26 protein-coding genes are annotated in these 24,968 nt (G+C 68.9%); 3 read left to right on the top strand and 23 right to left on the bottom strand.

Annotation, left to right across the window (positions count from 1 at the left end):
• Positions 1-4: 4 nt before the first annotated feature.
• The 19 genes from HZZ00_RS37560 to HZZ00_RS37470 all read right to left on the bottom strand — a co-directional run bounded on the left by HZZ00_RS37560 (position 5) and on the right by HZZ00_RS37470 (position 18,499).
• Positions 5-904 carry a phage tail domain-containing protein gene (locus tag HZZ00_RS37560; RefSeq protein WP_180333997.1) on the bottom strand — a complete coding sequence of 300 codons (900 nt, stop codon included), beginning with the start codon at positions 902-904 and terminating at the stop codon, positions 5-7.
• Positions 894-6,140, bottom strand: coding sequence for a phage tail tape measure protein (locus HZZ00_RS37555; protein ID WP_180333996.1), 5,247 nt, complete (start codon positions 6,138-6,140; stop codon positions 894-896). Before HZZ00_RS37555 ends, HZZ00_RS37560 begins: the two co-directional genes overlap by 11 nt.
• A gap of 19 nt (positions 6,141-6,159) precedes the next feature.
• Positions 6,160-6,402, bottom strand: coding sequence for a hypothetical protein (locus HZZ00_RS38975; RefSeq protein WP_257586062.1), 243 nt, complete (start codon positions 6,400-6,402; stop codon positions 6,160-6,162).
• A gap of 143 nt (positions 6,403-6,545) precedes the next feature.
• Positions 6,546-7,094 (bottom strand): hypothetical protein, encoded by a 549-nt coding sequence (locus HZZ00_RS37545; protein ID WP_180333995.1) that lies wholly within the window; start codon positions 7,092-7,094, stop codon positions 6,546-6,548.
• Between the two features lie 103 nt (positions 7,095-7,197).
• Positions 7,198-7,671 (bottom strand): hypothetical protein, encoded by a 474-nt coding sequence (locus HZZ00_RS37540; protein WP_180333994.1) that lies wholly within the window; start codon positions 7,669-7,671, stop codon positions 7,198-7,200.
• Positions 7,672-7,773: 102 nt separating this feature from the next.
• Entirely contained in the window at positions 7,774-8,220 is a 447-nt protein-coding gene (locus HZZ00_RS37535) for a hypothetical protein (RefSeq protein WP_180333993.1), read from the bottom strand.
• Complete coding sequence (locus tag HZZ00_RS37530; protein ID WP_180333992.1) at positions 8,217-8,603, bottom strand: HK97 gp10 family phage protein; 387 nt, start codon at positions 8,601-8,603, stop codon at positions 8,217-8,219. Before HZZ00_RS37530 ends, HZZ00_RS37535 begins: the two co-directional genes overlap by 4 nt.
• On the bottom strand, positions 8,600-9,055 hold the full coding sequence (locus HZZ00_RS37525) for a DUF6093 family protein (protein WP_180333991.1): 456 nt from the start codon (positions 9,053-9,055) through the stop codon (positions 8,600-8,602). Before HZZ00_RS37525 ends, HZZ00_RS37530 begins: the two co-directional genes overlap by 4 nt.
• Positions 9,055-9,441 (bottom strand): hypothetical protein, encoded by a 387-nt coding sequence (locus HZZ00_RS37520; protein ID WP_180333990.1) that lies wholly within the window; start codon positions 9,439-9,441, stop codon positions 9,055-9,057. Before HZZ00_RS37520 ends, HZZ00_RS37525 begins: the two co-directional genes overlap by 1 nt.
• Entirely contained in the window at positions 9,438-9,743 is a 306-nt protein-coding gene (locus HZZ00_RS37515; RefSeq protein WP_219014235.1) for a hypothetical protein, read from the bottom strand. Before HZZ00_RS37515 ends, HZZ00_RS37520 begins: the two co-directional genes overlap by 4 nt.
• 41 nt (positions 9,744-9,784) lie before the next feature.
• Positions 9,785-10,633, bottom strand: a complete 849-nt coding sequence (locus HZZ00_RS37510; protein ID WP_180333988.1) for a hypothetical protein — start codon at positions 10,631-10,633, stop codon at positions 9,785-9,787.
• Positions 10,630-10,956 carry a hypothetical protein gene (locus HZZ00_RS37505; protein ID WP_180333987.1) on the bottom strand — a complete coding sequence of 109 codons (327 nt, stop codon included), beginning with the start codon at positions 10,954-10,956 and terminating at the stop codon, positions 10,630-10,632. The genes HZZ00_RS37510 and HZZ00_RS37505 overlap by 4 nt, the downstream gene beginning before the upstream one ends.
• Positions 10,957-11,051: 95 nt before the next feature.
• Complete coding sequence (locus tag HZZ00_RS37500) at positions 11,052-11,333, bottom strand: hypothetical protein (protein WP_180333986.1); 282 nt, start codon at positions 11,331-11,333, stop codon at positions 11,052-11,054.
• A gap of 2 nt (positions 11,334-11,335) precedes the next feature.
• Positions 11,336-12,382 carry a major capsid protein gene (locus HZZ00_RS37495; RefSeq protein ID WP_180333985.1) on the bottom strand — a complete coding sequence of 349 codons (1,047 nt, stop codon included), beginning with the start codon at positions 12,380-12,382 and terminating at the stop codon, positions 11,336-11,338.
• A gap of 15 nt (positions 12,383-12,397) precedes the next feature.
• Positions 12,398-12,808, bottom strand: coding sequence for a head decoration protein (locus HZZ00_RS37490; RefSeq protein ID WP_257586061.1), 411 nt, complete (start codon positions 12,806-12,808; stop codon positions 12,398-12,400).
• Positions 12,809-12,922: 114 nt separating this feature from the next.
• On the bottom strand, positions 12,923-13,684 hold the full coding sequence (locus tag HZZ00_RS37485; RefSeq protein WP_180333984.1) for a hypothetical protein: 762 nt from the start codon (positions 13,682-13,684) through the stop codon (positions 12,923-12,925).
• A gap of 62 nt (positions 13,685-13,746) precedes the next feature.
• The gene (locus HZZ00_RS37480; protein ID WP_180333983.1) at positions 13,747-15,627 is read right to left on the bottom strand and encodes a hypothetical protein; all 1,881 of its coding nucleotides are present in this window, start codon (positions 15,625-15,627) and stop codon (positions 13,747-13,749) included.
• 792 nt (positions 15,628-16,419) lie between these two features.
• Positions 16,420-17,976 carry a terminase large subunit domain-containing protein gene (locus HZZ00_RS37475; protein ID WP_180333982.1) on the bottom strand — a complete coding sequence of 519 codons (1,557 nt, stop codon included), beginning with the start codon at positions 17,974-17,976 and terminating at the stop codon, positions 16,420-16,422.
• The gene (locus HZZ00_RS37470) at positions 17,960-18,499 is read right to left on the bottom strand and encodes a sigma-70 family RNA polymerase sigma factor (RefSeq protein WP_180333981.1); all 540 of its coding nucleotides are present in this window, start codon (positions 18,497-18,499) and stop codon (positions 17,960-17,962) included. Before HZZ00_RS37470 ends, HZZ00_RS37475 begins: the two co-directional genes overlap by 17 nt.
• Before the next feature lie 138 nt (positions 18,500-18,637).
• On the opposite strand from HZZ00_RS37470, the gene HZZ00_RS37465 reads away from it, so the two are divergent.
• Positions 18,638-19,039 (top strand): hypothetical protein, encoded by a 402-nt coding sequence (locus HZZ00_RS37465; RefSeq protein WP_180333980.1) that lies wholly within the window; start codon positions 18,638-18,640, stop codon positions 19,037-19,039.
• A 413-nt stretch (positions 19,040-19,452) separates the two neighbouring features.
• Positions 19,453-19,695 carry a hypothetical protein gene (locus HZZ00_RS37460; RefSeq protein ID WP_180333979.1) on the top strand — a complete coding sequence of 81 codons (243 nt, stop codon included), beginning with the start codon at positions 19,453-19,455 and terminating at the stop codon, positions 19,693-19,695.
• 172 nt (positions 19,696-19,867) lie between these two features.
• Here HZZ00_RS37460 and HZZ00_RS37455 read toward each other — a convergent pair whose 3' ends face one another.
• Entirely contained in the window at positions 19,868-20,407 is a 540-nt protein-coding gene (locus HZZ00_RS37455) for a hypothetical protein (protein ID WP_180333978.1), read from the bottom strand.
• Between the two features lie 198 nt (positions 20,408-20,605).
• Positions 20,606-21,835, bottom strand: coding sequence for a hypothetical protein (locus tag HZZ00_RS37450; protein ID WP_180333977.1), 1,230 nt, complete (start codon positions 21,833-21,835; stop codon positions 20,606-20,608).
• Positions 21,836-21,857: 22 nt separating this feature from the next.
• Here HZZ00_RS37450 and HZZ00_RS37445 point away from each other — a divergent pair, with 22 nt between their 5' ends.
• Positions 21,858-22,091: a hypothetical protein gene (locus tag HZZ00_RS37445; RefSeq protein WP_180333976.1), complete on the top strand. Its 234-nt coding sequence runs from the start codon at positions 21,858-21,860 to the stop codon at positions 22,089-22,091.
• A gap of 179 nt (positions 22,092-22,270) precedes the next feature.
• Here the strand turns inward: HZZ00_RS37445 and HZZ00_RS37440 are convergent, their stop codons facing one another.
• Both HZZ00_RS37440 and HZZ00_RS37435 read right to left on the bottom strand, forming a co-directional pair.
• Positions 22,271-22,774 carry a hypothetical protein gene (locus tag HZZ00_RS37440; RefSeq protein ID WP_180333975.1) on the bottom strand — a complete coding sequence of 168 codons (504 nt, stop codon included), beginning with the start codon at positions 22,772-22,774 and terminating at the stop codon, positions 22,271-22,273.
• 19 nt (positions 22,775-22,793) lie between these two features.
• On the bottom strand, positions 22,794-23,591 hold the full coding sequence (locus HZZ00_RS37435; protein WP_180333974.1) for a hypothetical protein: 798 nt from the start codon (positions 23,589-23,591) through the stop codon (positions 22,794-22,796).
• Between the last annotated feature and the right edge of the window lie 1,377 nt (positions 23,592-24,968).

Here is a 24,968-nt window from a genome sequence, read left to right as displayed (position 1 = left end):
TCCTTCAGAGGGCTATGTAGGCGTCGCGCCAGGTCAGGCGGAGGCGGGCTGAGTTGGTGTTGTCGAAGGCCGTCCAGCGCATCTCGGAGGTGCCGGGTGGCAGGGAGAACAGGTCGAGGCGGCTGCTCGGGGACAGGGCGGCGGCTGCGTTGCCGCCGTTGTCCCAGGTGGCAGTGCGGTAGCCGGGACGGGTGTCGATCTCGATCCAGCGGCCGGCGTCCAGGTCGAGGGAGGGGAATGCGAGGGAGCGGCCCGTGGCGACGTTGGTGACGGTCACGTTCGCGCATGGCCCGGTGATGCGGATGATGGGCCAGGCGTCGGCGTCTCCCTGGTTGGTGACCCAGCCGGGCCGGTCGGCGGCCGTGGTGCCGTCCTGGACGTAGATCGGTGCCACCACGGGGGCGGCGAATCCTCCGCCGGTCAGCCAGCCCAGGGGGATCTCGGTGGTGGAGTCCTCGTCAGCGTAGAAGGTGGGGTCGTGTGCGAAGAACTCCATGTCCAGTGGCACATAGCCGTGGATGACCTGCTTGTACTCGGGGTCGAGCTTGCGGGCGCGGACGGTCAGCGCCTTGACGGGGCTTCCGGGCCGCTTGACCCGCAGGGTCATGCCCTGCCCGCCGACCAGGCGGACGCTGGTGTTGTCGGCGGCCGCCTGCAGCGCGGCGACCGCGTCGTAGCAGGCGGTCGGGTTGCCGGGGATGGTGATGGCGGCGTCGAACTGGATCTGCCGGGCGGCCCAGTAGTCGGGGCCGGCGAAGGATCCGTCCATGGATGGCTGGTCGGTGTCGTTGTCCCGTACCGGGGGGCGTCCCAGCCCGGTCACGTCGATGACGTTCACGTTGGTGCCGGCGCCGATGAGGACGCCGCCCAGGTCGTACTGCCAGTCGTTCAGGTCAGAAGGCACGGGCTGCCACCCCTCCCCTGCGGGCGCGTCGGACGCTGCGGCCGACCTGGGCGCCGATGTCGGACGCGGTCGCGCCGGTGCGGACCGGGGTCACGGTCACATTGGTGGTGTCGCCGGAGCGGACCACGACGACCTGGCGGCCGGCGGTCACGTCGGTCAGGCCGAGCCCGAAGCGGTGGGCGACGTCGGCGAGAACTGGTAGAGCGGAGCGCCGCTTGGTCGGCGATAGCGGCAGGTAGGCCTCGCCGTGGGTCTCGGGCTCAGCGAAACGGACGATGCCGCTCTGGGTGGCGTACAGGCCGGCCCGGATACCGCCGTCGGCGTAGCTGAGGTGCTTGTTGGCGCGTCCGAGGTCGGCGAGGAACTTGCTGGCCCTCGAGCCGAGGGACTTGCTGATCTGAGTCTTGGCCTTGTTGCCGACATCGATGATCTCGTCCTCGCCGAGGCTGGTGGCGGCAGCGACGTCGTGGATGCCGGTCTTGCTTGTCTTGATCGCTGCGATGATCTGGACCAGCTCGGCGACCTGGTCGGCGGTGAGCGCGTTGTTCGCGGTCTTGGCCTGGGCGTTCGCCTTGGATGCCTTGCCCTTGTCCTTCACCGCGGCCGCTGCGAGGTCCTGTGCGGCCTGGTCGTTCTGCGCGGCCAGTTGGGAGGCGAGGTCGCCGTAGCCTTCGGCGGCGAGCTTGGCCAGGTTGTCGCTGAAGGTCTTGTTCAGCGTGTTCGCCTGGGTCAGCTGCCGGGTGTAGTCGGTCAGGGATGCCTTGGCGGTCTTCTGCAAGTCCCGCAGGGCCTTGGCCATGTCGTTGATGTACTTCGTGGATCCGTTGGCCATCTTGTGGGCCAGCTTCATGCCGTCCTCGCCCATCGCGGCGAGGGCCTCGGCGACGTCCCCGCCGACCCGGTCTGCGACTTTCTCCAGGTCCTTGTTCCAGGACTGGGTGGCCTTCGCGGCGGACTTCAGCTTCTTTTCGACGGCCCCGATGTCGAAGTAGTCGACTTCCTTGGTGCCGCCCTTGACCTTCACCTTCTTCGTCTTGTGGCCGGCTTGTCCTGCGTCTGAGGCGCTGTAGAGGCTGCCGGTGTTCGGGTCGTACCGCCAGTCGGTGACGGATCCGCCACCGGCGAGGTGCGGCAGATCGAGCTGGCCGCGGTTGATGGCGTTCATGGTGGTCACGCCGTACTTGCGGACCGCAGCTGATCGCATGACAAACTCGGTGTTCGACACCATGGCCCTGGCGCCGGAGGCGAACTCGGCATAGATGCTGTCGCTGGTGGGGGTACCGGGGCCGGTGATGTAGCCGCCCTGGTCGAAGTACTGGGCGGGGCCTCCGGCCGCCCGTCGGACCAGGCCGCCTGCCGCGTGGCCGGGCTTGGGGAGCTGCGGGCCGGAGGAGACGTTCCCGGACTGCACCTTCTTGTAGTACTCGGTCGTGTAGACGCCGACGCCGACCGTCTTTCCGTGCACCGAGTTGATGTAGCCCTGGATGGTGCTCACGGCGGCCGCGGGGCCGCCGGTCGGGATGGTGATGGTGACGGTCTTGCCCTTGGTGCCCTTGATCTTGAATCCGAGCTGCTGCAGCGCTGAGATCGCCGACCCGGTCAGCGCGCCCATGGTGACGGTCTTACCCTTGGTGCCCCGGATCTTGTTCTGGACCTGTTCGAGGCCCATCAGGGCGCCTGCCGTGCTGGCGCTCACGGTGATGTTCTTGCCGCCCGGCGTCTGGGACATCTTCTTGATCAGCGCGTCCAGCTCGGCCCGGGCGTCCTTCGTCGGCGCGGTGATCTTGTACTGGCGGGTGCCGGGAATCAGCTTGATCTGATACCCGAGGTCCTCCAGTTCCTTCTTGGCGTCCTCACCGAGGGCATCCACCTTCACCGTCTTGGAGTCCGGGACCTTCTTGAACTCTGCCTGCACCGCGAGCAGCTCGGCCAGGGTGCTGTCGACGCCCTTCGTCTCCAGCAGGATCGACACCTGCCCGGGGATCAGGCCGAGGCTGTCGGCGACCTTCCCGGCCTGCTCGGCTGTCAGCCCGTAGCTGCCCATCAAGTCGATAGCCGACTTGCGGGCCTTCTCCATCTCGCTTCGGGCCGCTTCAAGGGAAGCGGGTAGCCCCTTGTCCTGCGACTGCGCGAAGTCGTAAGCGGCAATCGCTGCGTTCGCGCTGCCGTCAGCGACCGTGTTGAGGGTGTCGAACAGTTGTTGGCCGTTCTTCGTGGTCGTGCTCAGGGTGCCGTTGGTCTGGATGAGGGCCTTGCCATAGCCGTCCGCGTGGTTGATGCCGTTCTTCATCGCCTCGTTGGCGTTGGTGATGGCCTCGTTCACGCGGGCCTGAGCTGCCTGGAGGGAAACACTGCCGCCGGACAGCAGATCGAGAGCATCGCGGAGGGCTCGGGTGCGGGAGTCTGCGTCCGCTGTCTTGTCGGCGAGCGCCGCGACAGCATCCTTCAGCTTGCCGTAGGCACTGGTGTCATGGGAGACGCCGTTGACGGCCTCGTTATACGCCTTGGCGTCTGCTGCAGCCTTCTGGAAGTCCCCGGAGACGCCGCCCAGCCCCTTGCTGAGGGCCTGAGCTGCCTTGCCGACCTCGTCGGGCGCCTTCACTGCTGCGCCACTCTCGGCGTCCGTCATCCAACTGGTGTGCGCCTTGGTGACGCCCTCGAGCCGCGCCTGCAGCTCCTTCAGGGACGTGCCCTGGTTGGTGTAGGCGTCGACCAGCTCGGACATGGGCACCTTGGCCTTGCGGGCGAGGTCGACCAGGCGCTGCTGGTTGCCATACCAGTCCTTGGTCTTCGTCTGCATCAGGTTCTCGGCGGCGATCGACCGCACGGATTCGTTGACGATGCCGTTCGATTCGCGCAGCGCCGAGGACAGGCTGCTGGTCTGGGCCTGATGCTCCGCGGCTGCCTGAGCGGCCTGCTGCTGCCGTTGGGCGAGATAGCCCAGGCCGACGGTCGCCGCGGTGATGGCGAGCCCCCAGGGGCCGCCCAGCGCCCCGAGGAGGCCGCTACCGATGGTGCGGGCGGCCGATGCGGATGCGGCGCCGATATCTCGCAGTGTGCCCGTGAAACCGGTTCCCTGAGCGGAAGCGGTCCGGAATGCTTCGCCCATGCGGCCGATGGCCGGCACACGGGCTTGCAGGACTGCCATGGCGGCGCCGTAGCGGGACAGGGACTGCCCGGCTGTGGCCGCGAGGCCCTGCTGCACGGCCATCTGCTGCCCCAGGGACCGGAAAGCGCCGGTCACCCGGCCGGACACCGTGGTGGCGAGGCCGGCCATCGGGCCCTGGATGCGTCGGACCAGCAGGGCAGCGAGGACGAACTGCTGGATGGGGCCAGGAAGCCGTCCGAACGCCGACACCAGACCGCCTACCACCTGGCCGATGGGGACGAGGACACCGGACAACGCGCCGACAGCTGTTGCGGCAAGGTCGATGGCGGTGATGACGATGTCCAGGGCTGAGGAGACCGTGCCGGACTGCCCGGACAGGTCGCCGAGTGCCTTGATGACCGGCTCCACGGCGTGACCGAGCGAGGACAGGACCTGAACGGCCATCTGGCCGGCGGACAGCAGCACGTGCAGGGCGTCCGCGGCAGCTGTGGTGCCCAGTTCCTTGAATGGGCTCGCCAGCCCCTTGGTGGCATCAGCGATGCCGGCGAACTCGCTGCGCGCGGCCGCGGCGATCCCGGGCCCGAACAGGTGAGCCGAGTCGTTGAGGTACTTGAAGAACTGCTCGATCTTCGGGGTGGCGTCGGCGAGGCCTGCCGTGAGCCCGCGGGCGAGGAACTCCAGGCCGGGTGACATGCCCTGGTAGATCGCCATCCCGGTCTGCTTCGACTGGGTTTTCAGCTGGAGCATGGCGCCGGCGAGGCCCTTGCCCTTGGCTGCTGCGATGTCGGATGCGGCGCCCGTCTGGGACACGGCCTGGATGAGGGCGTCGTAGGAGCTGACGCCCTGGTGGGCGAGGGCGATCGCACCGGACATGGCGGGCTTGCCGAAGGCCTTCTTCACCGCGGCAGTGAAGTCCTGCTGGGTCATGTCGTGCTGGGCCTTGGACAGGCCGACGATGACGTTGCGGAGGCCCTTGAAGTTGCCCTGGGCGTCCCATGCCTGGATGCCGAGGGCTTTGAGCCCGTCGATCATCTGTGGGGTGGGAGAGGCCAGGTTGGCGAACATGCCGCGCAGGGTGGTGCCGGCGGTCTGGCCGAGGATGCCCGCCTTACCCAACATGCCTACGCCGGCGGCGGCCTCCTGCATGGTGACGCCGAGGCCGTGCGCGACGGGGCCCGCGTACTTCATGGCGTAGTAGATGTCGGTGACGCCACCAGATGCCGCGTTCGCTGTGGCGGCGAGGGTGTCGGCGGCGACGCCGGCCTGGTCGGCGCCCATGCCGAACTGGTCCATCATGTCGCCGAGGTACTTGGCGCTGTCCGCGGCGTTGACCTGCGCGGCGGAGGCGAGGACGAGGGAGGCGCGGGTGCTGCTGATGGCCTGGTCGGTACGGAAGCCCGCCTTCGCCAGCTCGACCATCGCTTCGGCAGCATCTGCGGCTGTTGCACCGGGCAGTTTGAGGTCGTTGCCGAGCTGGTTGGCGGTGGCCCCGGCACGGATCATCTGGGAGCGGGTTGCGTTCGTGGTGGCGCCGAACGCGTTCATCGCCTGCTGGTACTGGTTGCCCTCTTTGAGGATCTCCGCGGCGCCCAGCGAGACGCCGAGGGTGACACCGAGCCCGGCGAGCGACTTCATGCTGGAGGCGAGTCGGCTGGTCTCTTCTCGGTAGCGGCGTACACCGTTCACGCCGGTACCGCCGACCCGGGTGAGGCGGGCATCAGCGGTCCGGGCAGCTGATGCCAGGCGGGTCAGGTCACGGATGGCGGTGTCGATCTGCCCGGACATGCGGCCCAGGTCCCGGCCGGCTGTGCGGGAGCGGTCTCCGAGGCTGTTGAGGTGGCTGTTGGCGCTGCGTGCGGCGTCACCGTACCGGTTGAGGTTGCGGGCGACCGTCGCCGCGCGGTCGCCGAGGGTGCTGAGCCGGCGTCCGGTGGTCTGTGCCTCACGGCCCAGGGTCTGGATCTTCCGGGCGGCCGTCTCGGCAGCCGTGCCGAGTTCCCTGACCTCGGTACGTGCTGTCTTTGCCGCGGTGCCGAGACTGCGGGCGTGCGTGGCAGCCTGGCGCAGGGACTGGGCCAGGTCGTTGCCGCTGCCGCGTAGTTCCACGGACAGGTTCCAGTTGGCCACCCGGCCCTCCCCTCACTCGTCAGTCGTCGATGTGGCGTGCCTTGTGCAGGCCCCTGGCCAGTTCCAGGGCCGCTTGCACTGCGGCTGGGACCAGGGCGACCTTCATCCCGTGCGTGGATTCGCCGGAGGTTTCCAGCTCTTTCTGCTTGTCGGCGATGACCTCGCAGCCCACGCACTTCTGCAGGACGGCCACGTAGCGGTCTTCCTCGTCGTCGCCGCCGTGGTCCCAGTCGTCGTAGCGGGTGCCGCACTGCGGGCACACGCTCCTCTGGTACTCGAGGAAGGCGAGGGCCTTGGCCCGGTCCCGCTCGCTCCAGGTGCCGTCGCCGATGCCGCGGAACTGCGAGTGGGGGATGCCCCATCGGTCGCACAGTTCGAGTTCGCGGCGCAGGCGCTCATCTCGGATCAGCCTTTTCCCAGGTCCGCGCGGGTTTCTCCCTGCACCTGCCAGGCGGTGTCGAACAGCTGGGCGGCTTCGCCTTCGGACCACTCGGTGAGGTACTCGGTGGCCTCCTCGGCGGTGATGCCGTCCAGGGACGCGGCCGCGATCAGCTCGGGACAGAGCGTCTCCGGGTTGAACGCCATGCCGTCCTCGGCCTGCTCCTCCGTCGCCGGATGCGCCTTCTTCAGCGCTTCGAAGTCGGGCCGGCGCAGTGCCTGGAACCTGAGGACGATCGCCGCCTCGTCGAACGCCTTCTGTGCCGCCTCCAGCTCCTTCTCCGCCGCGGCGGCGAGCTTCTTCAGGTCCTTGTCGCCCGGGTTGTCGTCGGCAGCGGACTTGGCGCGGCGGGCTGCGTACTGGGCAGTGGCCAGCGCGTCCTTCACGCTCTGGTCGTCGCAGATGGTCATGGTGGCGATCGGGCGCTGTCGCGCGGCGAGCCGGGCCCGGGTTGCCATCCAGTGCGGGTCCCGGTCTACGGCGTTCTGCGGCGGGGGCGGTGCCGTGGTGGTCATGGTGTGGTGGTCCTCCAGGGGAAGGGATCCTGGCCGGGCGCCGCGTGGGCGGCCCTTCCCGAACGCGTCACGGGCCCGGCCAGGAGCTGAGGGGTGGGCTGGGTCAGCTGCCGGTCGGGACTGTGGCGTTGAGCAGCGGCCGGTCGATGATCGAGAACTTGACGGTGATCTTCGCGGCCTCGTTGTCGGCGGTGATCGTCGGCGAGTTCGACGCGACGCGGACCGGGTGGACGTCCATGCCCTTGGTGCCGGGGGTCTTGCCCTTGCGGCAGATCACGACGAAGCCGACGGTGCCCTTGGCGAGGTCCTGCTCGATGGTGTCGTCGGTGTCGTCCTCGTAGAACGTCAGCGAGGAGTCCGCAGCAGAGTCGTCACCGGGAATCTTGGCCACGAAGGTGCTGGCCATGTCCGGTGTCTCGATCTCCTGGTTCTCGATGGAGAACCCGTCGACGGCGGCGATCTGCTTGGTGTAGTCCGTGCCGGCGGTCAGCTCGGCCGCGGTCGGCAGGTAGGTGGTGGACGCGATCGTCGGCACCCACAGGATCTTCGTTGTGCCCTTGCGGTTGAACCTGGCCATGAAGGGACCCCTACGGCGTTGGTCTGCTGGTGTGGCGGCCACTGTGGTGTGGCGTCCGCGTGGGGTCCCGCCGCGGTGCGGTCGAACGGCCTGGCCTGAGGGTCAGGCGGGCGTCAGGTCGAACCTGAAGCGCTGCACATAGCTGATGATCCCATCTGTGGGGTCACTCGTTCCCCCGGGTTCTGTTTCCAGCTCCCGGCACATGACCTTGGCACCGGGAATGTTCAGGGCGGCCGCCCAGAGGCCGGTGCTCGGGTCGCGGCGCAGAATCACCTGCCGGGCCTTGTCCGCGAGCCGCTCGGCCTGGCCCAGGGTGCCGCTGGAGCCGGCCACCTTCGGATCGGGGCCAGATACCGACGTCACCTGGTAGACGAGGCTGATGTCTTCGTTGCCATCGGTGAACGGAGCCCCGGACAGGCTGGTGTCGACGCTGTACAGCAGGTAGTAGGGTGGCTCGGCCTTCGGCATCCTCCCCAGCCCGGCCGGGTGACCGGTCTCGGTTGTAAGGAGCGCGGCAAGCGCTTGGGTGACCTGCCCTCGGTCGATCACAGCACCACCTCCGAGATGGCGAGCCGCATCTGCGCCACCAGGGTTTGCCCGATGTACGGCAGTGCTGGCTGGACGTGCGGGAAGGGCGGCTGGTTGTAGTTGCGGCCCAGGCTGTCCATCCCGACGAACCCGAACTCAAGGCGCCGGCCATACGGCAGATCCGTCCCGATGGTGCAGACGGCTCCGGAGCGCAGAGTTCGGGTCTCCGCCCGCCAGGAGTTCCGGTAGGCGCCGGTGATGACGTTCGGGCCCGGCCGGCCGGATGCGTTGCCGCGGACCCGGGCCACACCCATCTCACCGGTGTGCGCGACGGCTTTCTCGATCGCCGGGCCGACCTTCATCGCTGCGTGCTCCAGGCGGTCGGCGAGTTCCTCCGGGGTCACGGCGTCACCTCCCGGCCTCCGGTCTGGTTCTGGTCCAGGGCGGTAATGCGTACGACCTCGGTGGTGGCGGCAATGCCAGGGTCCTGGACCATCCAGGACCGTCCGATCAGGTCGGTGCGGCCCGGGTCGTGGGAGGCGACGACGGTCACGATCGCGTCCTTCGGGGCGATGGGTGCCTCGAGCGGGGTCATCAGCCGGTATCGGCTCCTGGACTCCTGCGCCCACGGCTGCCCCACGTTGGGGATTGATGTGACCTCGGACTGGGCGATGCCGCCCTGCACGGCGCCCGGCCCCTCGTACAGGATGTCGCCGGGAAGGTACTCCAGTTGGTCCGTGTCCGGGTTGAGGACCGGTTCGCCGCTGGGCGGGGCGGTGATCCGGATGGTGTCGATGAGGAGGTTCTTGTCGATCCAGGTGACGACTCCGGCGAGGATCTGGTCGAGGCTGGCCATCAGACTCCCCTCCCCTGCGCCCAGTCGGCGAGCGTGGCGAGGATGGCAGCAGTGAGTCCATACCGCTCGTTGGAGAGGTCGTCGCGTTCCAGCGCCGCGCCTTCCAGGGCGGCGGGGTTGATGCCTCCGAGGAATGCGGCGATCTGCTGGCCGAGGTCCTGCTGCGGGTCGGCAACGGCAACCCGGGAAAGTCCCTCCCATACGACACCTTCGGGCTGCCGGGTGTGCAGGATGAGCATGGGGAGCGCGTCGGCGATGGAGTGTTCGAGCTGGTAGCCGATGACCTGGCCTCGCGGGAGCAGAGTGCCGTCGATGCGGATGGTGGCGCTTCCGGGCTGGGCGTCGATGCGGACGCCGTGCGCAGTCGGCTCGGCGGGGGCGGTCATACGGCTTCTTCCTCCCCTCCATCGTTGCCCGGCAAGTTCGCAGGGAAGGGGACTCGGAGCGGCACCGTGCGTTGGAAGGTCACCGGCTCGCGGCTGATCAGGTTCTGTTCCCTATGCCCATCAGCGTTGACATAGCACTCGGTAAACACGATGACCTGCGCGAGCCAGCCGTCACCGGTCTCGGGCGGCCGCACGGGAATGGGGAGGATGTGGATCGGAGCGTGCTGGGTGACGTTGTTCGGGTTGATGCCGTTGGCAGTGAGCCACGTACAGATGCGTAGCCGTTGGTCGTCGTCGGGCATGCCGTATCCGTCGTGGACAGTGAGGGCGGTCGGGGCGGGGCTCATGCGGGATCTCCTGAGACGAGATTGCTGGCGCCGTTGAGGTCGGGGCGGGGGGTCCACTGGCGTATGCAGCCGAAGTGGGCGATCGGGTAGGCGGCCGCGTCATCAGCGGATCGGATCGTGCCGTTGGCGTGGTCGGTGTCCTGGTGCGAGGTGAATCCGCATTCGCTGCCGTCGACGCACTCGAACCACTGGGCCTCGAGGTCCAGGCGGCCGGTGTTGATCGCGCCGTGGTTGGCGGTGACGGCGCCCTGGTAGGTGAGGGCGGAGCGGGCCCAGTCCTTCACGGGATGCCGGGAACTGTCGCGGTAGATGATCGTGGACAGCGGGTGGTCGCGGATGAGGGCAGCGGAGTCGATGCCGGCGTGGTTGCGGCCCATGGTGACCTCGCGGGTGGCGTCCTGTGCAGCCCTGGCGAACGCCTGGGCGCGGCGGACGGCTTCTTGGATACGGCCGACAAGGTCGGTGTAAAAGGCGGCGGTGAGGGCGGTGATGGCGGCCTGGTGGTCGGCTGTCCACCGGAACAGGGCGAGGTCTGCGTCGGTTTGACGAAGGGCGCGCAGGGCGCCGTCGCGGTAGGCGGTGGGCAGGTCGTGGGCGGCCCACCGCTCGATGAGCGCGTGGGTGAGGCGGCTGAACTCGCCGACCTGCTGGTTGAACGCGGTGATGTGCGCGTTGATGCGGGTGGTGGCGCCGAGCCCCGGGCGGAGGCGTTCCAGGGCGCGGAGCAAGGTGTCCTGGGCAGTGGGCAGGCGCTCCCACTGGCGGACCAGGTCGAGGGTGGCGGCGGTGATGAGGGCAGTGAGTTCGCTGCGCTGGTCGGTCTGCTGCTGGGCTGATGTGGTCATCGCCGGGGCCGTGCCCTCAGGTGGAGGATCTCGAGCATGTCCGGGCCGCCGCAGGGCGGGTCGTCCGGTGCTGGTGGTTCACCGGCCTCGAGGGCGGCGATCTGCCGTTCGTAGGCGGCGAGGTTCGCTGTCTGGTTGATGGCGACGACGTTGGTGACGGTGACCGCGGTGGGCTGGTCGCGGAGGGCTGCGTAGCGTTCCCGGAGGACCTCGATGGCTACGGCTCGTGCGGTGCCGAGTCGCGTGTAGCGGGCGGTGAGGTCGGCGAGGTCGGTGTCGGTGCCGAGTTGGGCAAGCAGCCAGTGTGTTACTGCCGTGTCCACGTGCTGCCTCCATCAGGGTCGGGGTCGGCGAGATGGGGTGCGGGTGCGGGCCCGCCGGGTGGCGCCCCCACCACAAGGGGCGGGCCCGCACGCCGCTAGTCGCCGCTGCTGCCCTCGTCAGCGGCGGTCCGGCCCCGAGCCGGCTTCCGGGCCGCCGCGGTCTTCTTCGCGGTCGGCTTGTCGTCCGTCGAGTCGTCGTCCTGCTGGGCCTCGGCGGCCTTCTTGGCTGCGGCAGGGGGCTTGCCGTCCTCCCATGCCGCGGGGTTGGTGACCAGAGCCGCCAGACGCGGTTCCGGTTCGCTGCCTTCCTCGAGGACCACCGTCTGGTGGGTGTCGGGGTCGGTGACGTACACGGTCGCTGCGAGCTTGGCGGCCATGGTCAGAACACCGTCGCGGAGATGTGGATGTCCGGGACGTACAGCACCGGCATGGCGACGGCGGCGCCCTTGGTCCACACGGTGACCGGGTCGTCGGTGTAGCCGTGGGTGACGACGATGCCCGGGGCTTCCTCGCGCTCGATAGCGGGGTTGCCGCCGGAGGACAGGACGAGGGACTCGGCGGTGACGCCGTACTGCGTCTCGCCCCACGTGGTGGGGTTCGGCGGCAGCATCAGCCACTTGTTGTCCGGCAGCGGGCGGGCCATGGTGCCGTCGTCCTTGGGGATCTGCACGTCGTACACGGTGATCGGGGGGAGGTTGTAGCGGGCGCGGACCGCGTCGACCTCGTTGGGGGCGAGGACGCCGGTGGGGATGTTCGTGGCGCTGGTGCCGTAGAACGCCTGCCGGTAGGCGTTGTTGCCGGCGAGGAGGGCGCGCGCCTTGTAGCTGGTGACGACGCGGGACGGGAGCGGGGCGCCGGAGGCGCGCAGGACCTCGATCCAGTTCATTTCGTCGGCGAGGGCGTCCGCGGTCGGGTCGGTCCACGCGGTGGCGGCGGTCGGCATGTTCGCGGAGGGCACGCCGGCGTCGTACTCGACGGTGAGGCCGTTCTCCCCGGACAGGGTGAACTTGCCGTCGGTGAGGAGGTCGCCCACGGCCAGCTCGAGGCGGGACTTGATGGACTGCACGTGCGCGGCAACGTCCTGGTAGAGCAGGTCGACCAGCTCGGAGGAGTCGGCGCCGCGGCTGGTGTCGAGGAGGATCTGCTCCAGCTCGCCGACAAGGTACTTCTGGCCGAGCGGGGGGAGCATGCCCTCGGTGACGATCCGCTTGGCCTCGCGGGTGGCGACTGCGGTCTGGGCGTCCCAGGCGCGGTACTTCGCGGCGTTGACGCGGCGGCTGGTGGACTTGATGCGGAACTTGACCGAGTTGATGGTCCTCTCCGGCATCACGGACAGGGTGAGCGCGTAGTCCGCAGGGGTCTGCACGGCTCGGGCGAAGGCGTTGATCTCGGTGGCGTCGATGTCCCTGAGCAGGGTGTCAAGCATCGTTCAGCCCCCCTTTCAGGCGAAGCGGAGGTTGTCGGTGCGGTTCGCGGCCGCGGGGACGGTGAGCGCGACGGGGAGCTTCGCGGTGTCGATGGATCCGTGGACGCGGAGCGCGCCGCCGACCTTGGTGACGGCCGGGTTGAACGCGGTCTCGGTGTCCAGGACGCCGGCAAGGATCTGGGTGCCGTCGGAGGCACCGGAGTTGTACGGCCCGTACAGGCCGGTCGCGGTGATCTTGCCGAGGGGCAGGCCGGACTTGAAGTAGGCGTACGGCATGGTCGCGGTCGCGGCGACGTAGTGGGTGCCGGCCGTGAACTTGGAGACGTCCAGGGTGATCGTCTCGTTCATCTCGGTACCGTGGGGGCTCTTCAGCCAGCGCCGGTCGGCGGTCACGGTCGTGGTGGTGGTCATCGGCTGGAGGTCCACGCCGATCTCCTCCCGTGGAATGGGGATGGCACAGGGTGCGGGCTACCAGCTGGGTGGTGCCGTCCACGGGGTGGTGCGGGGAGGGCGTGGTCCCTCGGCTCGTGTGGTGGGTTGTCAGGCGGCGTCGGGGCGCCGGAAGCCCATCTGTTCGGCGCGCTTGCGGGCGCGGGCCTGGACGTCGTCCTTGGTGGCGGACGGGCGGGGCCCTCCTCCGGCCGGTGCTCCGCCGGGGGCGGGGGGAAGGGCCTGCGGCGCGGCAGGGGCGGCTGTGAACAGGGCGGGCCGGCGGGCCTTGAGGGCTTCGGCGGCCGCGGTGACGGTGGCTTCGTCGGCGTCGGGCTGTTCGGCGAGGTCACGGTCGAGGAGGGCGAGCGCGTCGGCCAGGTCCTCGCCGGTGGCGCCGAGGCCCATGACGGCTGCCCTGCGGATCGCGGCCCGCTCCCGGGCTACGGTGGCGGCTTCCTTCGCGGCCAGTTCCTGCTCGCGCCGGTCAAGGTCCTGCCGGCGCTTCTCCTCCTCGGAGAGGGCGTCCTGCTGGGCCTTGCGGGCGGCATCGATGAACGCCTTGGCGTCGTCGACGGTGTTGAAGCCATACTCCTTGGCGAAGTCCTCGAGGGCTTGGCGGGCGCCGGCGCGCTGTCCCTGGGCCTTCTCCTTGGCGGCGATGCGGTCGAGGTCATCCTGGGTGAACTGCTTGACCGGGTCCGCGGCCGGCGGCTGCTTGGGCAGCACGTCCGCCGGCGTGGGCGCGGGGAGGGGGGCGGGGTCGGTGCCGCCGTCGTTGTAGAAGACGGCGATGCCGGGCAGGCCGGTGTACGGGTGGGCCCAGCCGGGGGCAGGCGTGGATCCGAGTCGGTGCTGCGCGGGGCGACGCATGAGCGACAGTCCTCCCAAGGACAGTTCAGGCCCCGCGCCTAGATCCAAGTGGAGCACAGATGTCATGCCGTGTTCCCTCCGCTCCCTTGGCTGCTGCCGCCGGCGGTGGTCGAGGAAACCGCGTCGGCGGGCGTGCTGGGGAGCTGCGGAGCCGGTGCGGACGGTGTGACGGTGGTGTCCTGGCCGAGGAATGCGGCGACCGCGTCCGGGTTGCCGGTGGCGTCGGCAAGGGTGCGGGCCTGTTCGAACTGGCGGGACTGGATGCGTTCGATCTCCTGCTGGACGTCCTCAATGGGGAACCCAGCCTCCTGCAGCATGCGGACGCCGGTTTCCAGGGACAGCACGCCCTGGGAGACGCCGTTGGTGACCTGGTTGAGGACGCCGGAGGTGTCGGTCGGTGTGTAGGGGCCGAAGACCAGCTCGGCCGGCTGGGGGGTGATGCCGGTCCAGTCGGGGTGCTGTCCGGCGAGGAACAGGCGCTGGGCGAACTTCAGCAGGAGCGCGTACTTGTGGGCGCGGGCCAGGCGCATGCTGGCGACGAGGGAGTCCAGCGGTCCGAGGGAGAGTTCCATGGCGTACCCGGAGGCGACCTTGGACGGGTCGAGGGTGCCGAGGGACACGGCAGGCAGGCGGGCGTTGGTGGCGGCCCGGTCGGCGAGGTCGTTCTTGTGGGCGCGTAGCTCGCGCAGGGCTGGGCTGGTGTCGATGGTGGTGAGGCGGCCGTTCTCCCCGAGCTTGAACACGGCGCCGGGCCCGACGTCGTAGGCCTGCCGGGCATCGGCCACTGCCCCGGATATGCCGATCATGGGGAGGCCGGTGGTGGCGGAGGCGCGGGCGGAGTCGGTGTCGGCTGCCTGGAGTTCGTCGAAGACCTGCAGCACCTTGGCCAGGGAAGACTGCCCCCAGTGCTCTTCCGCGGCCGGAACGGTGTTGGGAACGTGGATGACCGGGATGAAGTCGATGTAGAGGTCGAGGTGGTCGAGGACTTCGCCGTCGGAGCGGGTCGCATAGGTGGCCTTGTCGAGGGGCAGGTCATCGACGTCGTGTCCGGCCTTGAGGTCGCCGAGGTCCCAGGTGGCGTCCGTGAGGTAGCAGGTCAGTGGGGTCGGGGCGTCGTTCCACGCGTACTGGCGGGTGATCGTGCCGTCGCCGGTGAGGGTGTCGCCGCGGGCGATGACCGGCACCGTCTGCCCGTCGGATCCTTCGGTGGTGACGGGGACGCGCAGGGCCCGGCCAGCGCCGTCGACTCCGGTGGACGTGGCGGCGCCGATGGGGGCAATCTCGTAGGTGATGCGGCGCAGGCGCGGCTTGAGCCCGTTCTTGGGGTCCTCGGGCAGCTCCCATGCGAAGTGCACGCGCTGGGGGAACTCGCCTCCGTCGTCGTCCTCGCCGATGACGGGGAAGTAGAAGCCGGGGTCGACGGCGCGGATGGTGGGGCGCTGCTTGGCGGGGTCCCACGCCATCCGGTAGATACCGTCGCCGAGGGCGACGGCCTTGCGTTCGGCCTGCTGGATCCGCATGGGCAGCAGCTCGTCGTCGGCCCACGCGCGCAGCAGGTCCTGTACCCGACCGGCTATCTCCTCGTCCGGGGTGGGCTGGGCGGTGTCGCCTTCGGCGCCCGGGACGGTGATGTGCTGCTCGCGGCCCAGGACGTGCGCCATGACGGTCTCGACGAACATGGCCGGGTCGCCGAACTCCCGGCGTTCCCGGGCCTGCTCGCCGTCGAGGATCGCGGCGAGTTCGGCGGCCTGGTTGTTGTCGTAGGCGGTGAGCAGCTTGTACGCGGCCAGGCGCCGTTCGTCCTCGGCGGGCACCCAGGAGGCCTGCGCTTCGGGGAAGGCACGCCGGTTGGGCATGCCGCGGGGGTCGCTGTAGATCGGCTTGTAGTTCAGCCACGACCATCCGTCGATGACGACCTTCTTCAGGCCGGTCACGAAGCCCACAGAGTTCCCTCCGCTCGCAGGCCCCGCGCCTGTGCTCAGGGTACGGGCTTCGGGTGGGCGGGTTCCCTCGGCTGGAGGGGCGTGGGTCGGCGGTAGGGGTCTGGTTGAGCGTGCAAGATCACCGTAGATTCACTCATTCGAGCGATCCAGCGAAGGAGTGATCCCCAATTTCCGCCAGGAATACGGCGGTTGATCACGTTTGCCCTGGGATGGGCGGCCGTTTCGGCCTCTGGGAGGCCTTAGACTTCCCGCAGGTGTTCGCGACCATCTCCTCCGCGACGTCTCCCGGTGCGTACGCCCGGGGGACCACCCGGGTCCCTCCGGCGAGAAGGAGGAGACGTGTTCGATGATCACCCAGACCCAGACTGGGACTTCTGGAGCTTTGTCGTCGCCGTGATTGGATTGGCCGTCCAGGTGATGACGCAGCGATAAGGCCCCAGTCCGGGTCTCCGAGGGCCATCCCGCCGAGGGGTGGCCCTCTTGTTGTACCTTCCCGTCCGCTCCTCGAGGCCGTGCCAGTGACACGGACGACGAGGTGCGTAACGTGCTTGGACAGCGTACCCGATTTTTAAATCACTTCGATTCAGGGTGTGTGATTTGGTCCCCCGGCACCAAATCGCGGCAGATTGCCGTCCAGCGGTCTTCCTGGGCGTGTTGCTTTCACTTTGCCGGTCAGATGAAAAGTTCACATGTACGTTTCGGGGTAGTTTGCCCACAATTTCAAGGCGCTGTGTGGCCCTGTGTCACACCAGTCCCTCGGATCGTGACCCGGTTTTGACGACCGATGGATTGTCAACGTCTGCCCCGCAGTCTTTGGTCGCTGTAGTTGCTGGAACCGACAGCAGCGGACGCAGGATCGGCAAGTTCGGTCAGAGCGTGCACTGCGGCGTCCATGCGGTCTGGGGAGTCCATGCCGGGGATCCAGGTGACCATCTGCCGCTCCAGGTCGGGGAACTCCCCCACGTGATGCACGTGGCCCTGTTCGTACAGCTGGGCGATGGGTTCAGCTCGCAGGCGCTTGCCCTGCTTGGCGTTGACCTCGATGACCCGGGGCATGGGACGGTTGCCGGTCCGGCCGGTGCGTTCGAGTTCCTGCCACGCCTGGATGAGGACCTGGCGGGTCATGTCGCCACCGAAGTTGGTCTCTACGACGAAGGCGTCCGCTCCCAGGTCGATCGCTGCCTGGCAGGCTTCGTTGCCCCAGGCGTTGGCGCCGTGCCGGCCGGATCGGTCCTCAAGGAGGTACAGCTCGCCCTGGCTGTCGCGGCCAGCGGCGACGATGCCGGTCTCGTCGTTGGCTGTGCCTGCCCCGCCGGAGGGGTCGATGGCGACGAGGATGCGAGTGAGGTCAACGCCGCGGAGCGCGGTGACACTGACCCTGTTGCCCGTGATCCACGCCCACTGCCAGACGCCGCCCTCGAGGGGGCGTGGCTGCTGCTGGTAGAGGGCCCACCAGACGCGTTCGCCGACGGCGCGGCGGGTGCGGGCGAGTTCTTCCTCGTCGTACTGCTCGGGCCATAGGGCCTGTCCGGGTTTCCGGCCGAGGGGGTCCTGGTCGGAGAGAGCGAGGGCTGGTAGGTCGATGAGGGTCCAGTTCTCGGGTTCGGTGGCGAGGATCCGCCCGGACAGGTCGTCTTCGTGCCAGCGGGTGTTGATCAGGATGAGGGAGGCGCCGGGGGCTCGGCGGGTGTAGAAGACGGACTGGTACCAGTTCCAGACGCGTTCGCGTTGGGCTGGGCTGTTGGCGTCGTCGGAGCCTTTGAAGGGGTCGTCGATGACGCCGAGGGAGAAGCCTTTGCCGGTCAGACTGCCGCCGACGCCGGCGGTGACCATGCCGCCGCGGATGGACGAGCTGCGGGGAGCTTCGAGGTCGAATCGGTTGGCTGCGTGACTTCCGGGGTGGAGGCGGACGCCGAGAGTGGGGGCGTAGGCCCGGAGCTGGTCGCGGACCCATCGGCCGTGGTCATCGGCGAGTTCGGCGCCGTAGGAGGCGAGCATGACGCGGGCGGTGGGATTGCGGCGTAGGTACCAGAGCGGTCCCCACCTCGAGGCGCGCTGGCTTTTCCCGTGCCGGGGAGGGCAGGTGATCATCACTTGCATGCGTTCGCCGGCGGCGATCCGCTGGAAGACGCCGTCGATCATGTCGAGGTGGGGGGCCTGCTTCTCCCTGCCTTCGGTGAGGACGGCGGCGAGGGCGCCTGGGGAGCGGTCCATGGCGATCTGCCGCTCGAGGTGGGCAAGCTTGCGGCGCAGGTCGGCGCTCGCGTGTTGGGCGATGCGGCGGCGGTCGTCCGGGGGGAGGTGCAGGTAGGTGGCGAGGAGGGAGCGCTCGCTACTCGCGGTCGCCATCCTCCTCCTCGCTCTCCGGCTCGACGTTGTCCTCAGCGTCTTCGTCGTCGCTGTCGTGGTTTTCGACGTGGGTGAGGTCGGGCAGGTCGCCGCTGGGCTGGCCGGCGATGTCGATGAGGGCCGAGAGTTCGGTCAGGTCGTTCCCGCCGAACGGGATGGCGCCGCCGTCGGGGCCGCTGATCTCGGTGCGGACGGGGACCTTGAGGCCGAACAGGTCGGTGAGGTCGGCGATGTACTTGCGGGCTTGTTCCCCGGCCTTGATGTCGCCGTCGACTGCTTCGGCCCATACGCCGCGGAGGAGGTGTTCGAGGCGGGCTCCTTGTACGTACCGGTACAGCTCGGCGTCCTCGACCTCGAGTTCCCGGGCCTTCTTGATCGCGCGGGCCAGGTCGGAGCGGGCAGTTGCGGGTGAGATGCCGTAGTGCTCGGCGATCTGGGCGGCGGTGCGGCCTTGGATCTTCATGATGAGCATCTCGCTGCGCCGTTTGGCGACGAGGGCTTGTTTGGCTTTGGAGGGGGGCATGGCGGTGGGGCTCCCGCTGTGTGGTTGTCAGGCCCCGCGCCTGTTACGGATGATCGCTCATTTTCAACGATCTGTTCCCTTGGCTTGGTCTGTGGGTGGACGATGCGCGGCATGAGGAGACTGCGCAGGGTGGGGGCTGTGGCTGCTGCGGCGGCCGCGGTGGTGGTGCTGGCCGGTTGCGGGGGTGGCTCGGACAAGCCGGATGCGAAACCGTCAGCGAGCACCTCCAAGTCGGCGCCGGCGGTGGCGCCGCGGGATGCGCTCGAGACGTACGAGCAGGAGACCGCCTCTGGGTGTACGGACGCGGATGACTGCCAGGCGTTCATGACGAGGAAGCTGGCCGCGGCGGACAAGGTGCGGGAGGCGATGCAGGTGAAGGACGCGTCGCTGTACGCGGTGCCGATCGGGTACGTGGACGAAGCGGACCGGCAGGCCGACCACTATGGGCGGGAAAACTTGTCGGCGCGGGGGAACATGCTGGCGGTGTCGTTGCCGTTGCAGCGGATGGTGGCGTGGTTCCGGGAGCATCCGGAGGGGTGATGCGGGCTGGCCTCGCCAAAGCTGGGGGCTGAGGCGAGGCCGGCGGGTGCTCGGGTACCCCGAGCGGTTTGTGGTGCACGGCCCGGTTGCTCGGTAGGGCGCGGGGACACCGGTATCGAGGCGTCCGGGCCGTGCGGTTCTGATGCTGCCGTAGTTCGGTGGTGTTGTCAGAGGTGCGTTCCCTTGCGGGTTTCCGTCTGGCTCTTCTGGTCCTTGTGGCTTGGCTGGGGTGTCGCGTTTCCGCAGGTCGCACCCGAACCAATCGGTAACTTACGGGGACGCCCGCCACGAAGCCCCGCACCGGAGTCCGGGCGGGGACTCACCGTGCCCGCTAAGCCGCAGCCGGTTCAGTGGCGGCACCAAGTCACCCGCTTTCCGGACTTCGCCGCGCCTCCCTGCGCTACCGTCGGTCAGTGATTACTGACTATGAGTCCCTGGTCCGTGACTTGATCGCCCGCACGGAACGGGCAGTCGAAGACGTCGCCCGCCTCGCGGTGGACACCGGGGTTACGTTCAAGGTCGATGACATCGTGGACGCGGTGGAACGCGGACTGCCTGCCGGCTACCCGGCCCCCACCACGGGTGAGGTGACACGGAGGGACATCATCGGGCAGATGGCGCAGGGCATCGTGAGCGGGGAGATCTACGAGAGCTGACGACTTGTTCGCTCGGCCTTCACCGAGACGGTTGAGCGAACAGCGCCCCCGGTCCCCGCCGTGTCTCACGCGCGCGAAGCCGAACCGGACCGGTCCCCAGCTCAGGCGGGCTCCTTCGGGCATGGGTCGGCCCCGCGGTGTGGGTGCCGCGGGGCCGTGATGCGGGTGGGGCTCACTCCCCTGCGGGTAGTTGGTTACGGGTGCTGGCCCAGATGCCGCGGTTGGTGCTGTTCACGGTGCGGGCGTCCTGGTGGACGGTGCCGTTGTAGTGCTGGTGGATGACGGGCGGTGCGGCTTCCACGGTCTCTTTGGCGCGCTTGATGAGGCGGGAGAGGGCGAGGATCGGGATGGCGAGTGCTGCGGGTGCGGCGACGATGCAGCCGACGACGGCCGGGTCCGCGTGGCCGGAGGCCCAGAGGATGCCGGTGGCGGCGCCGCCGAGGGCGAGGATGGGGAGGCTGCTGGCGACCATGACGCCGCTGAGGTTGGCGGCGGCTTCGCTCATGGGGGGCTTCCCGGGTTGGGGGACGGGCGGGGTGGTGCCGATGGTGGAGTGGTTGGGCAGGGAGTCGTTGCGGTAGCTGGTGGGCTGTTCGTAGATGGCGTCGACGGCTGCGGCAATCTGGGCGGCTTGGTGGAGGGTGTCGGGGGTGGGCTGCCCGGCCTGGGTGGCGTGGGGCTGCCGCGCGGTGGGCTCGGGCAGTCGGTTCACGGTGGGTGGTCTCCTCGCGGGGTTGCTGGGGGCGTTTTGGATGCAGAAAGCCCCCGGGTACGACCCGGGGGCTTTCCTGGTCGCTGGTTTGATCAGTCGTCGTCTTCGACGTTGCCGGAGGACTCGGCGAAGTAGATGGCGGCGAAGCGCACGGCGGAGTTTTCGCTGAGGCCGGCCTTCTTCAGGCCGGAGATCAGCTCAGTCATGTGGAGCATCGCCTCGTCCATCGGGGTCATCTTCAGGTCCGGGAACTCGTCCTGCATGGGGAACCTCATCGCTGTCGGCTGCCGCGTAGGTTCCATCATGACGCCTGGTCAGCTTGTCCTGTAGGCCGAGTTTCGCGACCAGGTCGCGGAAGGTGCGCTCTGACTTGTCGTAGCCGGCTTTCACCATCAGCGGGTAGATCTCGCTCGGCTTCGCGGGGCGGCCCATGGAGGCGAAGAGTTCGATGGCCAGTTCGTCGTTCGTCTTGGGCTTGGCCGAGGTTTTGGCGAGTTCGATGGCGGCTTCCTGGGCGGCGAGCCGGTCGAGTTCGTTGTCGTCGAGCATCGTCTCGGACAGGCGGGGGATCTCGGCTGCGGCGCCGGTCGTCGGTGCGGCGAGGGTGTACCCGTCGTCGTCGGCGGCGCGGCCGAGGAGCAGGTCGTAGGGGACGGGCTTCTCCCAGGACTGGTACAGCTCCCACACGGACTCGTGCATGCGGTCGGGGGTGACATTGCCGTGGGCGTCACCGCGGAGGTTAGGGATGATCCGGGCCCAACGCTGTGACCAGGCAAGTCCCATGGCTTTGGCGGTGATGGGGTCCATGTCGGGGCGGATGTCAGACAGTTCCCGGGCGGCGTCCATGAACAGGGACTGCATCCGCTCGTACTCTGCGGAGCCCTGGGGGAAGGCTTCGGCCATGGTGGCGTAGGCCTTCGCCGGGGTGGGCTGGAAGGGGCCCTTCGTGGTGGACATGTAGGCGACGGTGCCGGGGTCGGTGAAGATGGCCATGTCGGGGGCGCCGGTGTCGGGGAACAGCATCTGGAGTTCGCTGCTGTTGTTAGTGCGGAGTCCGATGCGGCCGGGGGTGAGTTCGTCCATGGTGCCGGTGATGTATTCGCGGGTTGCGCGGAGCCCTGTGTTGGAGACGCGGATGTTGACGGATCGGCCTTCTTCGATGATGAAGTCGAGGCCGGCGAGGACGTCGTCGGGCATGGACTTGGTCTCGTCGACGCGGATGTGGATGGCGGGGATGTCGGGGCGTGCGGGCAGGTTGTCGACGTCTTCGTCTTCGAGGAGGTCGGCGTATTCGGTTTTGCGGGCGGCGATCGCGTTCTTGGCGGCCTGGATGACGACGCGGCATTCGTCTTCGGTGGTGGCGGGCCAGTCGATGAGGGGCCGGCCGATGCCGTACCGCAGGTAGGGGTTCACGAAGACCGCGGACATCTTCGCGGAGGTGTCGAGGTCGATGACGATGGCGTCGACGCAGCGGACCAGGCCGAGGCCGAGGGTTTTTCATCAAGGCGGTCTTGCCGGAACCCTGGGCGCCGATCGCGATGAAGCCTTCGTCTTTGAGGTTGAGGCCGGCTTCGTCGCCGTTGCCGACGACACCGAAGCCGATCGGCTTGTTGATGGTGGTCGGGGTGAGCTTCGGGTAGGGGATGGCGCCGCTCATCATGTCTTCTCGGTGACGGCGATGTAGACGACGTTGCGGGGGTGGTGGGGCCTCCGGCGTTGAAGCTGACGCCGGCGCCCTTGGGGAGGTGGAGGGCGCCGGCGAGGGGGGCCTCGTAGCCGCGGAGGGCGTCGATGTTCAGGTGGGAGGGCAGGGTGACCTTCACGGTGTAGCCGGCTCCGCTGGACCAGCGGTCGATGACCGGGTCAGCGATGGCGCCTTCGATGCCGCAGATGTCCTCGAGGAGGCGGGCCCCAGCCGTCCTGTGCGGCCTTGATCTGTTCGCCGGCCTCGAGGCGACGGTCGAGTTCTTTCTCGGCGGCGCGGGTTTCCTCGCCCCACTTGTCCATGCCGATGTTGACAGCTGCTCCGGTGGCCCAGATGGCGCCGCCGAACGCCATCTTCAGGAGGGTGGGGCCTTCGGCGAGGGTGTAGGACAGCCAGCCGGTGGTGGCGAGCCAGGAGGTGGCTCGGGCGGCCAGGACGCGCCGCCAGGAGCCGCGGGCGTGTTCGTAGAGGACGGCCGCGCCGGTGCAGAGGATGCCGGCGCCGGCTCCGGCTTCCCAGGGGATGTCGGCGAGGGGGGCGACGAGGGCGGTGGCGACGCCGAGTTCGCTGCCCCAGGCGACGAGTCGGCCGTGGGTGACGGCGTCCCGGCTGAAGTCCCATCGCTTTTCGGCGGGGGTCACCGGCAGTTCTGCACTGGTCATGGCCTTGTCTCCTTTCTGGTTAGTTGGCCGGTCCGCGGCCGGCGACGTCCCACTTGGACTCCGCTTTGGCTCCTTTTCGGGGCTTGGCGTTCAGGCGCAGTTGCCGCTCGTGTGCGCGCTGTGCGGCCTTGATGGCGTTGCGCAGTTCGGTGGAGACGGCGCGGACCCTGGAGGCGGTGGCGCGGACGGTGTCGTCGACGACTCCTTCGGTGGGCCAGGTCTTGACCATGCGCCGGTAGAGCTTGGTGACGGAGTCGGCGACGACTTCGACTCCGGCGGCGGAGCCGGCGACTTCGGACAGGACGTTGACCATGTGGCCGCGGGTGAAGCCCTTCATCAGGGTGATGAGCTTTTTGGTGCTGCCGTCGGAGGCCGGTACGAGCTTGCTGCCGCCGTTGCCTTGTCCTCCCCCGCCGGAGGTGCCTGCGGGGAGGGCGAGGCGGGCGGAGTGCGCGGAGGAGATCGCGGCGCGGAGCTTCGCGGCGTCGAGGGTGCCGGGGCCGTTGCGGAGGTTCCAGCGTTCCTCGCCGATGCGGGGGTCGAGGACGCGGATGATGTCCTCGCGGTGGGCTTGGACGAACACGACCATGATCTGGTCGGCCATGAGGCCGGCGCTGCGGGCGGCGATGGCCGCGTTGTTGAGGTGTTTGATCACGGACGGGTGCAGGGGTGCGGTGCGGGCGAGGGCGCGGCCGGCTTCTTGGACGGCGAGGGAGAGGTTCTTGCACATGTTCGGGATGCCGGTGAGTTCGATGATGTGGTCGGCCATGTCGGCGTCGGCGTCGTTGTGGAGGCCGTGGGCGAGCTGGTCGGCCATCGCGTGGAGGATGGCGTAGGCGGTGGAGCCTCGGAAGTCGATCTGCCGGGCGATGGCGACGCCGGCGGTGCGGGTGCCGGTTGGGGCGGCCCTGGATCGCGGGGTAGTTCACGGGGTGCTCCTTGGTGTTTCTGCCGCTGCGGTGAGGGGCGAGCAGCTGGTTCTCGTGGTGCAGTTCGAGGTCGATGCGCCGGTTTGTGCTCGCGGATCACTTCGGTCTTCACCTGGTGGGGGTCGCCGAGGTTGCCGTCGCGGGCTGCTTTCTCGGCGGCCTTCTTGCCGCGGTGATGGCTTGGCGGCGGCGCTGCTTCTCGCGGTGTGCGCGGACGAGGGGCGATGCGGTCCTCGTCGACTACTTCGCCGTCGATGACCTCGCCGGTGCCCTGGCGGGGCTGGGGGGGCTGCTGGTCGTTGTCGAGGAGTTCGCCTTCGAGGATTTCGTCTTCGGCTCCGCTGCCGCCGTTGGGGTGATCGGGCGAGGCCGTCCCGGGCGGTGGAGGACGAGGTGTCGCTGCCGCTGCCCTTGGTGCGGTGCTTCTTCGGCTTGTTGCCGCGGCCGTCCCAGGCTTGGGGCTGTCGGGCTGGGGGCCGCGGTCGTTCAGCCACTTGCGGCGCTTGCCTGGGCTGTTCTTCGGGTCCGTACCGTGCTTCGGGCCGGTGCCGTTGTTCGGGCCCGGGTTGTTCTTCCGGGGCCCTTTGCTGTCGTGGCTGCCGCCGCCGCCCGGGGAGGTGCCTGAGCCGTCGTGCTTGCCGTTCTTCGGGGTCTTGTTGCGCTGGTTGCGGTCCTTGAGCTTGTTGTGGAGGTCCTTGCCGAGCTTGCTGAGCTTGTCGGCGACGGGGTCCTTCACCTGGGCTTGCGGTGGGTCCCGGCGCTGTCGCTGTGGCCGTTCGGGGACCGGCGCCGGCCACCTCCCGGGTTGTCGTGGCGTCCCGGGCTGTTGTTGCGTCCGCTACCGCCGTTGTTGTTCCGGCCGCGGTCTCCGCTCCCGCTCCCGTTCCCGTTGCCGGGCCGGGATCCGGCTGAGTCGCGGCCGCTGTTCCCGGCGCCAGGTTGTTCTGGTTGGCGTTGGCGTCGTGTTCGGCGCGCCGGCTGCGCCACATGACGGCGGCGAGGACAGCTGGGGCGGTGATGCCGCCGATGACGGCTCCGATGGGGCCTCCGACGAGGAATCCGAGGCCGATCGCTGCGGTTTCACCGCTCACTGTGTGTGAGATCGCGGCGTATCCGTTTCGCAGCGTGTTATCCGTGTTGTCACGGGATGAGCGCGGGGGCGGGGCGGGCGGGGCGGTTTCCGGGGCTGCTGAACGACTACCAGGGGGCTTCCCAGGCTGTTTCCGCTTCCGCCCCCCGCCCCGCCCCGCCGCCGCTGATGTCAC

The organism is Streptomyces sp. NEAU-sy36 (assembly GCF_013423905.1).
In the GTDB taxonomy this organism is placed as follows: Bacteria; Actinomycetota; Actinomycetes; order Streptomycetales; family Streptomycetaceae; genus Streptomyces; species Streptomyces misionensis.
The sequence above is the reverse complement of the archived record's forward strand: the minus strand, read 5'-3'. Positions and strand labels throughout refer to the sequence as shown.

Excerpts from the sequence above, each read along its gene's own strand:
- HZZ00_RS37545 (WP_180333995.1), bottom strand. The coding sequence starts at position 7,094 with ATGACCACCACGGCACCGCCCCCGCCGCAGAACGCCGTAGACCGGGAC.
- HZZ00_RS37540 (WP_180333994.1), bottom strand. The coding sequence starts at position 7,671 with ATGGCCAGGTTCAACCGCAAGGGCACAACGAAGATCCTGTGGGTGCCG.
- HZZ00_RS37525 (WP_180333991.1), bottom strand. The coding sequence starts at position 9,055 with ATGGCCAGCCTCGACCAGATCCTCGCCGGAGTCGTCACCTGGATCGAC.
- HZZ00_RS37520 (WP_180333990.1), bottom strand. The coding sequence starts at position 9,441 with ATGACCGCCCCCGCCGAGCCGACTGCGCACGGCGTCCGCATCGACGCC.
- HZZ00_RS37515 (WP_219014235.1), bottom strand. The coding sequence starts at position 9,743 with ATGCCCGACGACGACCAACGGCTACGCATCTGTACGTGGCTCACTGCC.
- HZZ00_RS37510 (WP_180333988.1), bottom strand. The coding sequence starts at position 10,633 with ATGACCACATCAGCCCAGCAGCAGACCGACCAGCGCAGCGAACTCACT.
- HZZ00_RS37500 (WP_180333986.1), bottom strand. The coding sequence starts at position 11,333 with ATGGCCGCCAAGCTCGCAGCGACCGTGTACGTCACCGACCCCGACACC.
- HZZ00_RS37495 (WP_180333985.1), bottom strand. The coding sequence starts at position 12,382 with ATGCTTGACACCCTGCTCAGGGACATCGACGCCACCGAGATCAACGCC.
- HZZ00_RS37485 (WP_180333984.1), bottom strand. The coding sequence starts at position 13,684 with ATGCGTCGCCCCGCGCAGCACCGACTCGGATCCACGCCTGCCCCCGGC.
- HZZ00_RS37475 (WP_180333982.1), bottom strand. The coding sequence starts at position 17,976 with ATGGCGACCGCGAGTAGCGAGCGCTCCCTCCTCGCCACCTACCTGCAC.
- HZZ00_RS37470 (WP_180333981.1), bottom strand. The coding sequence starts at position 18,499 with ATGCCCCCCTCCAAAGCCAAACAAGCCCTCGTCGCCAAACGGCGCAGC.
- HZZ00_RS37450 (WP_180333977.1), bottom strand. The coding sequence starts at position 21,835 with ATGTCCGCGGTCTTCGTGAACCCCTACCTGCGGTACGGCATCGGCCGG.
- HZZ00_RS37445 (WP_180333976.1), top strand. The coding sequence starts at position 21,858 with ATGACGATGGCGTCGACGCAGCGGACCAGGCCGAGGCCGAGGGTTTTT.
- HZZ00_RS37440 (WP_180333975.1), bottom strand. The coding sequence starts at position 22,774 with ATGACCAGTGCAGAACTGCCGGTGACCCCCGCCGAAAAGCGATGGGAC.
- HZZ00_RS37435 (WP_180333974.1), bottom strand. The coding sequence starts at position 23,591 with ATGGCCGACCAGCTCGCCCACGGCCTCCACAACGACGCCGACGCCGAC.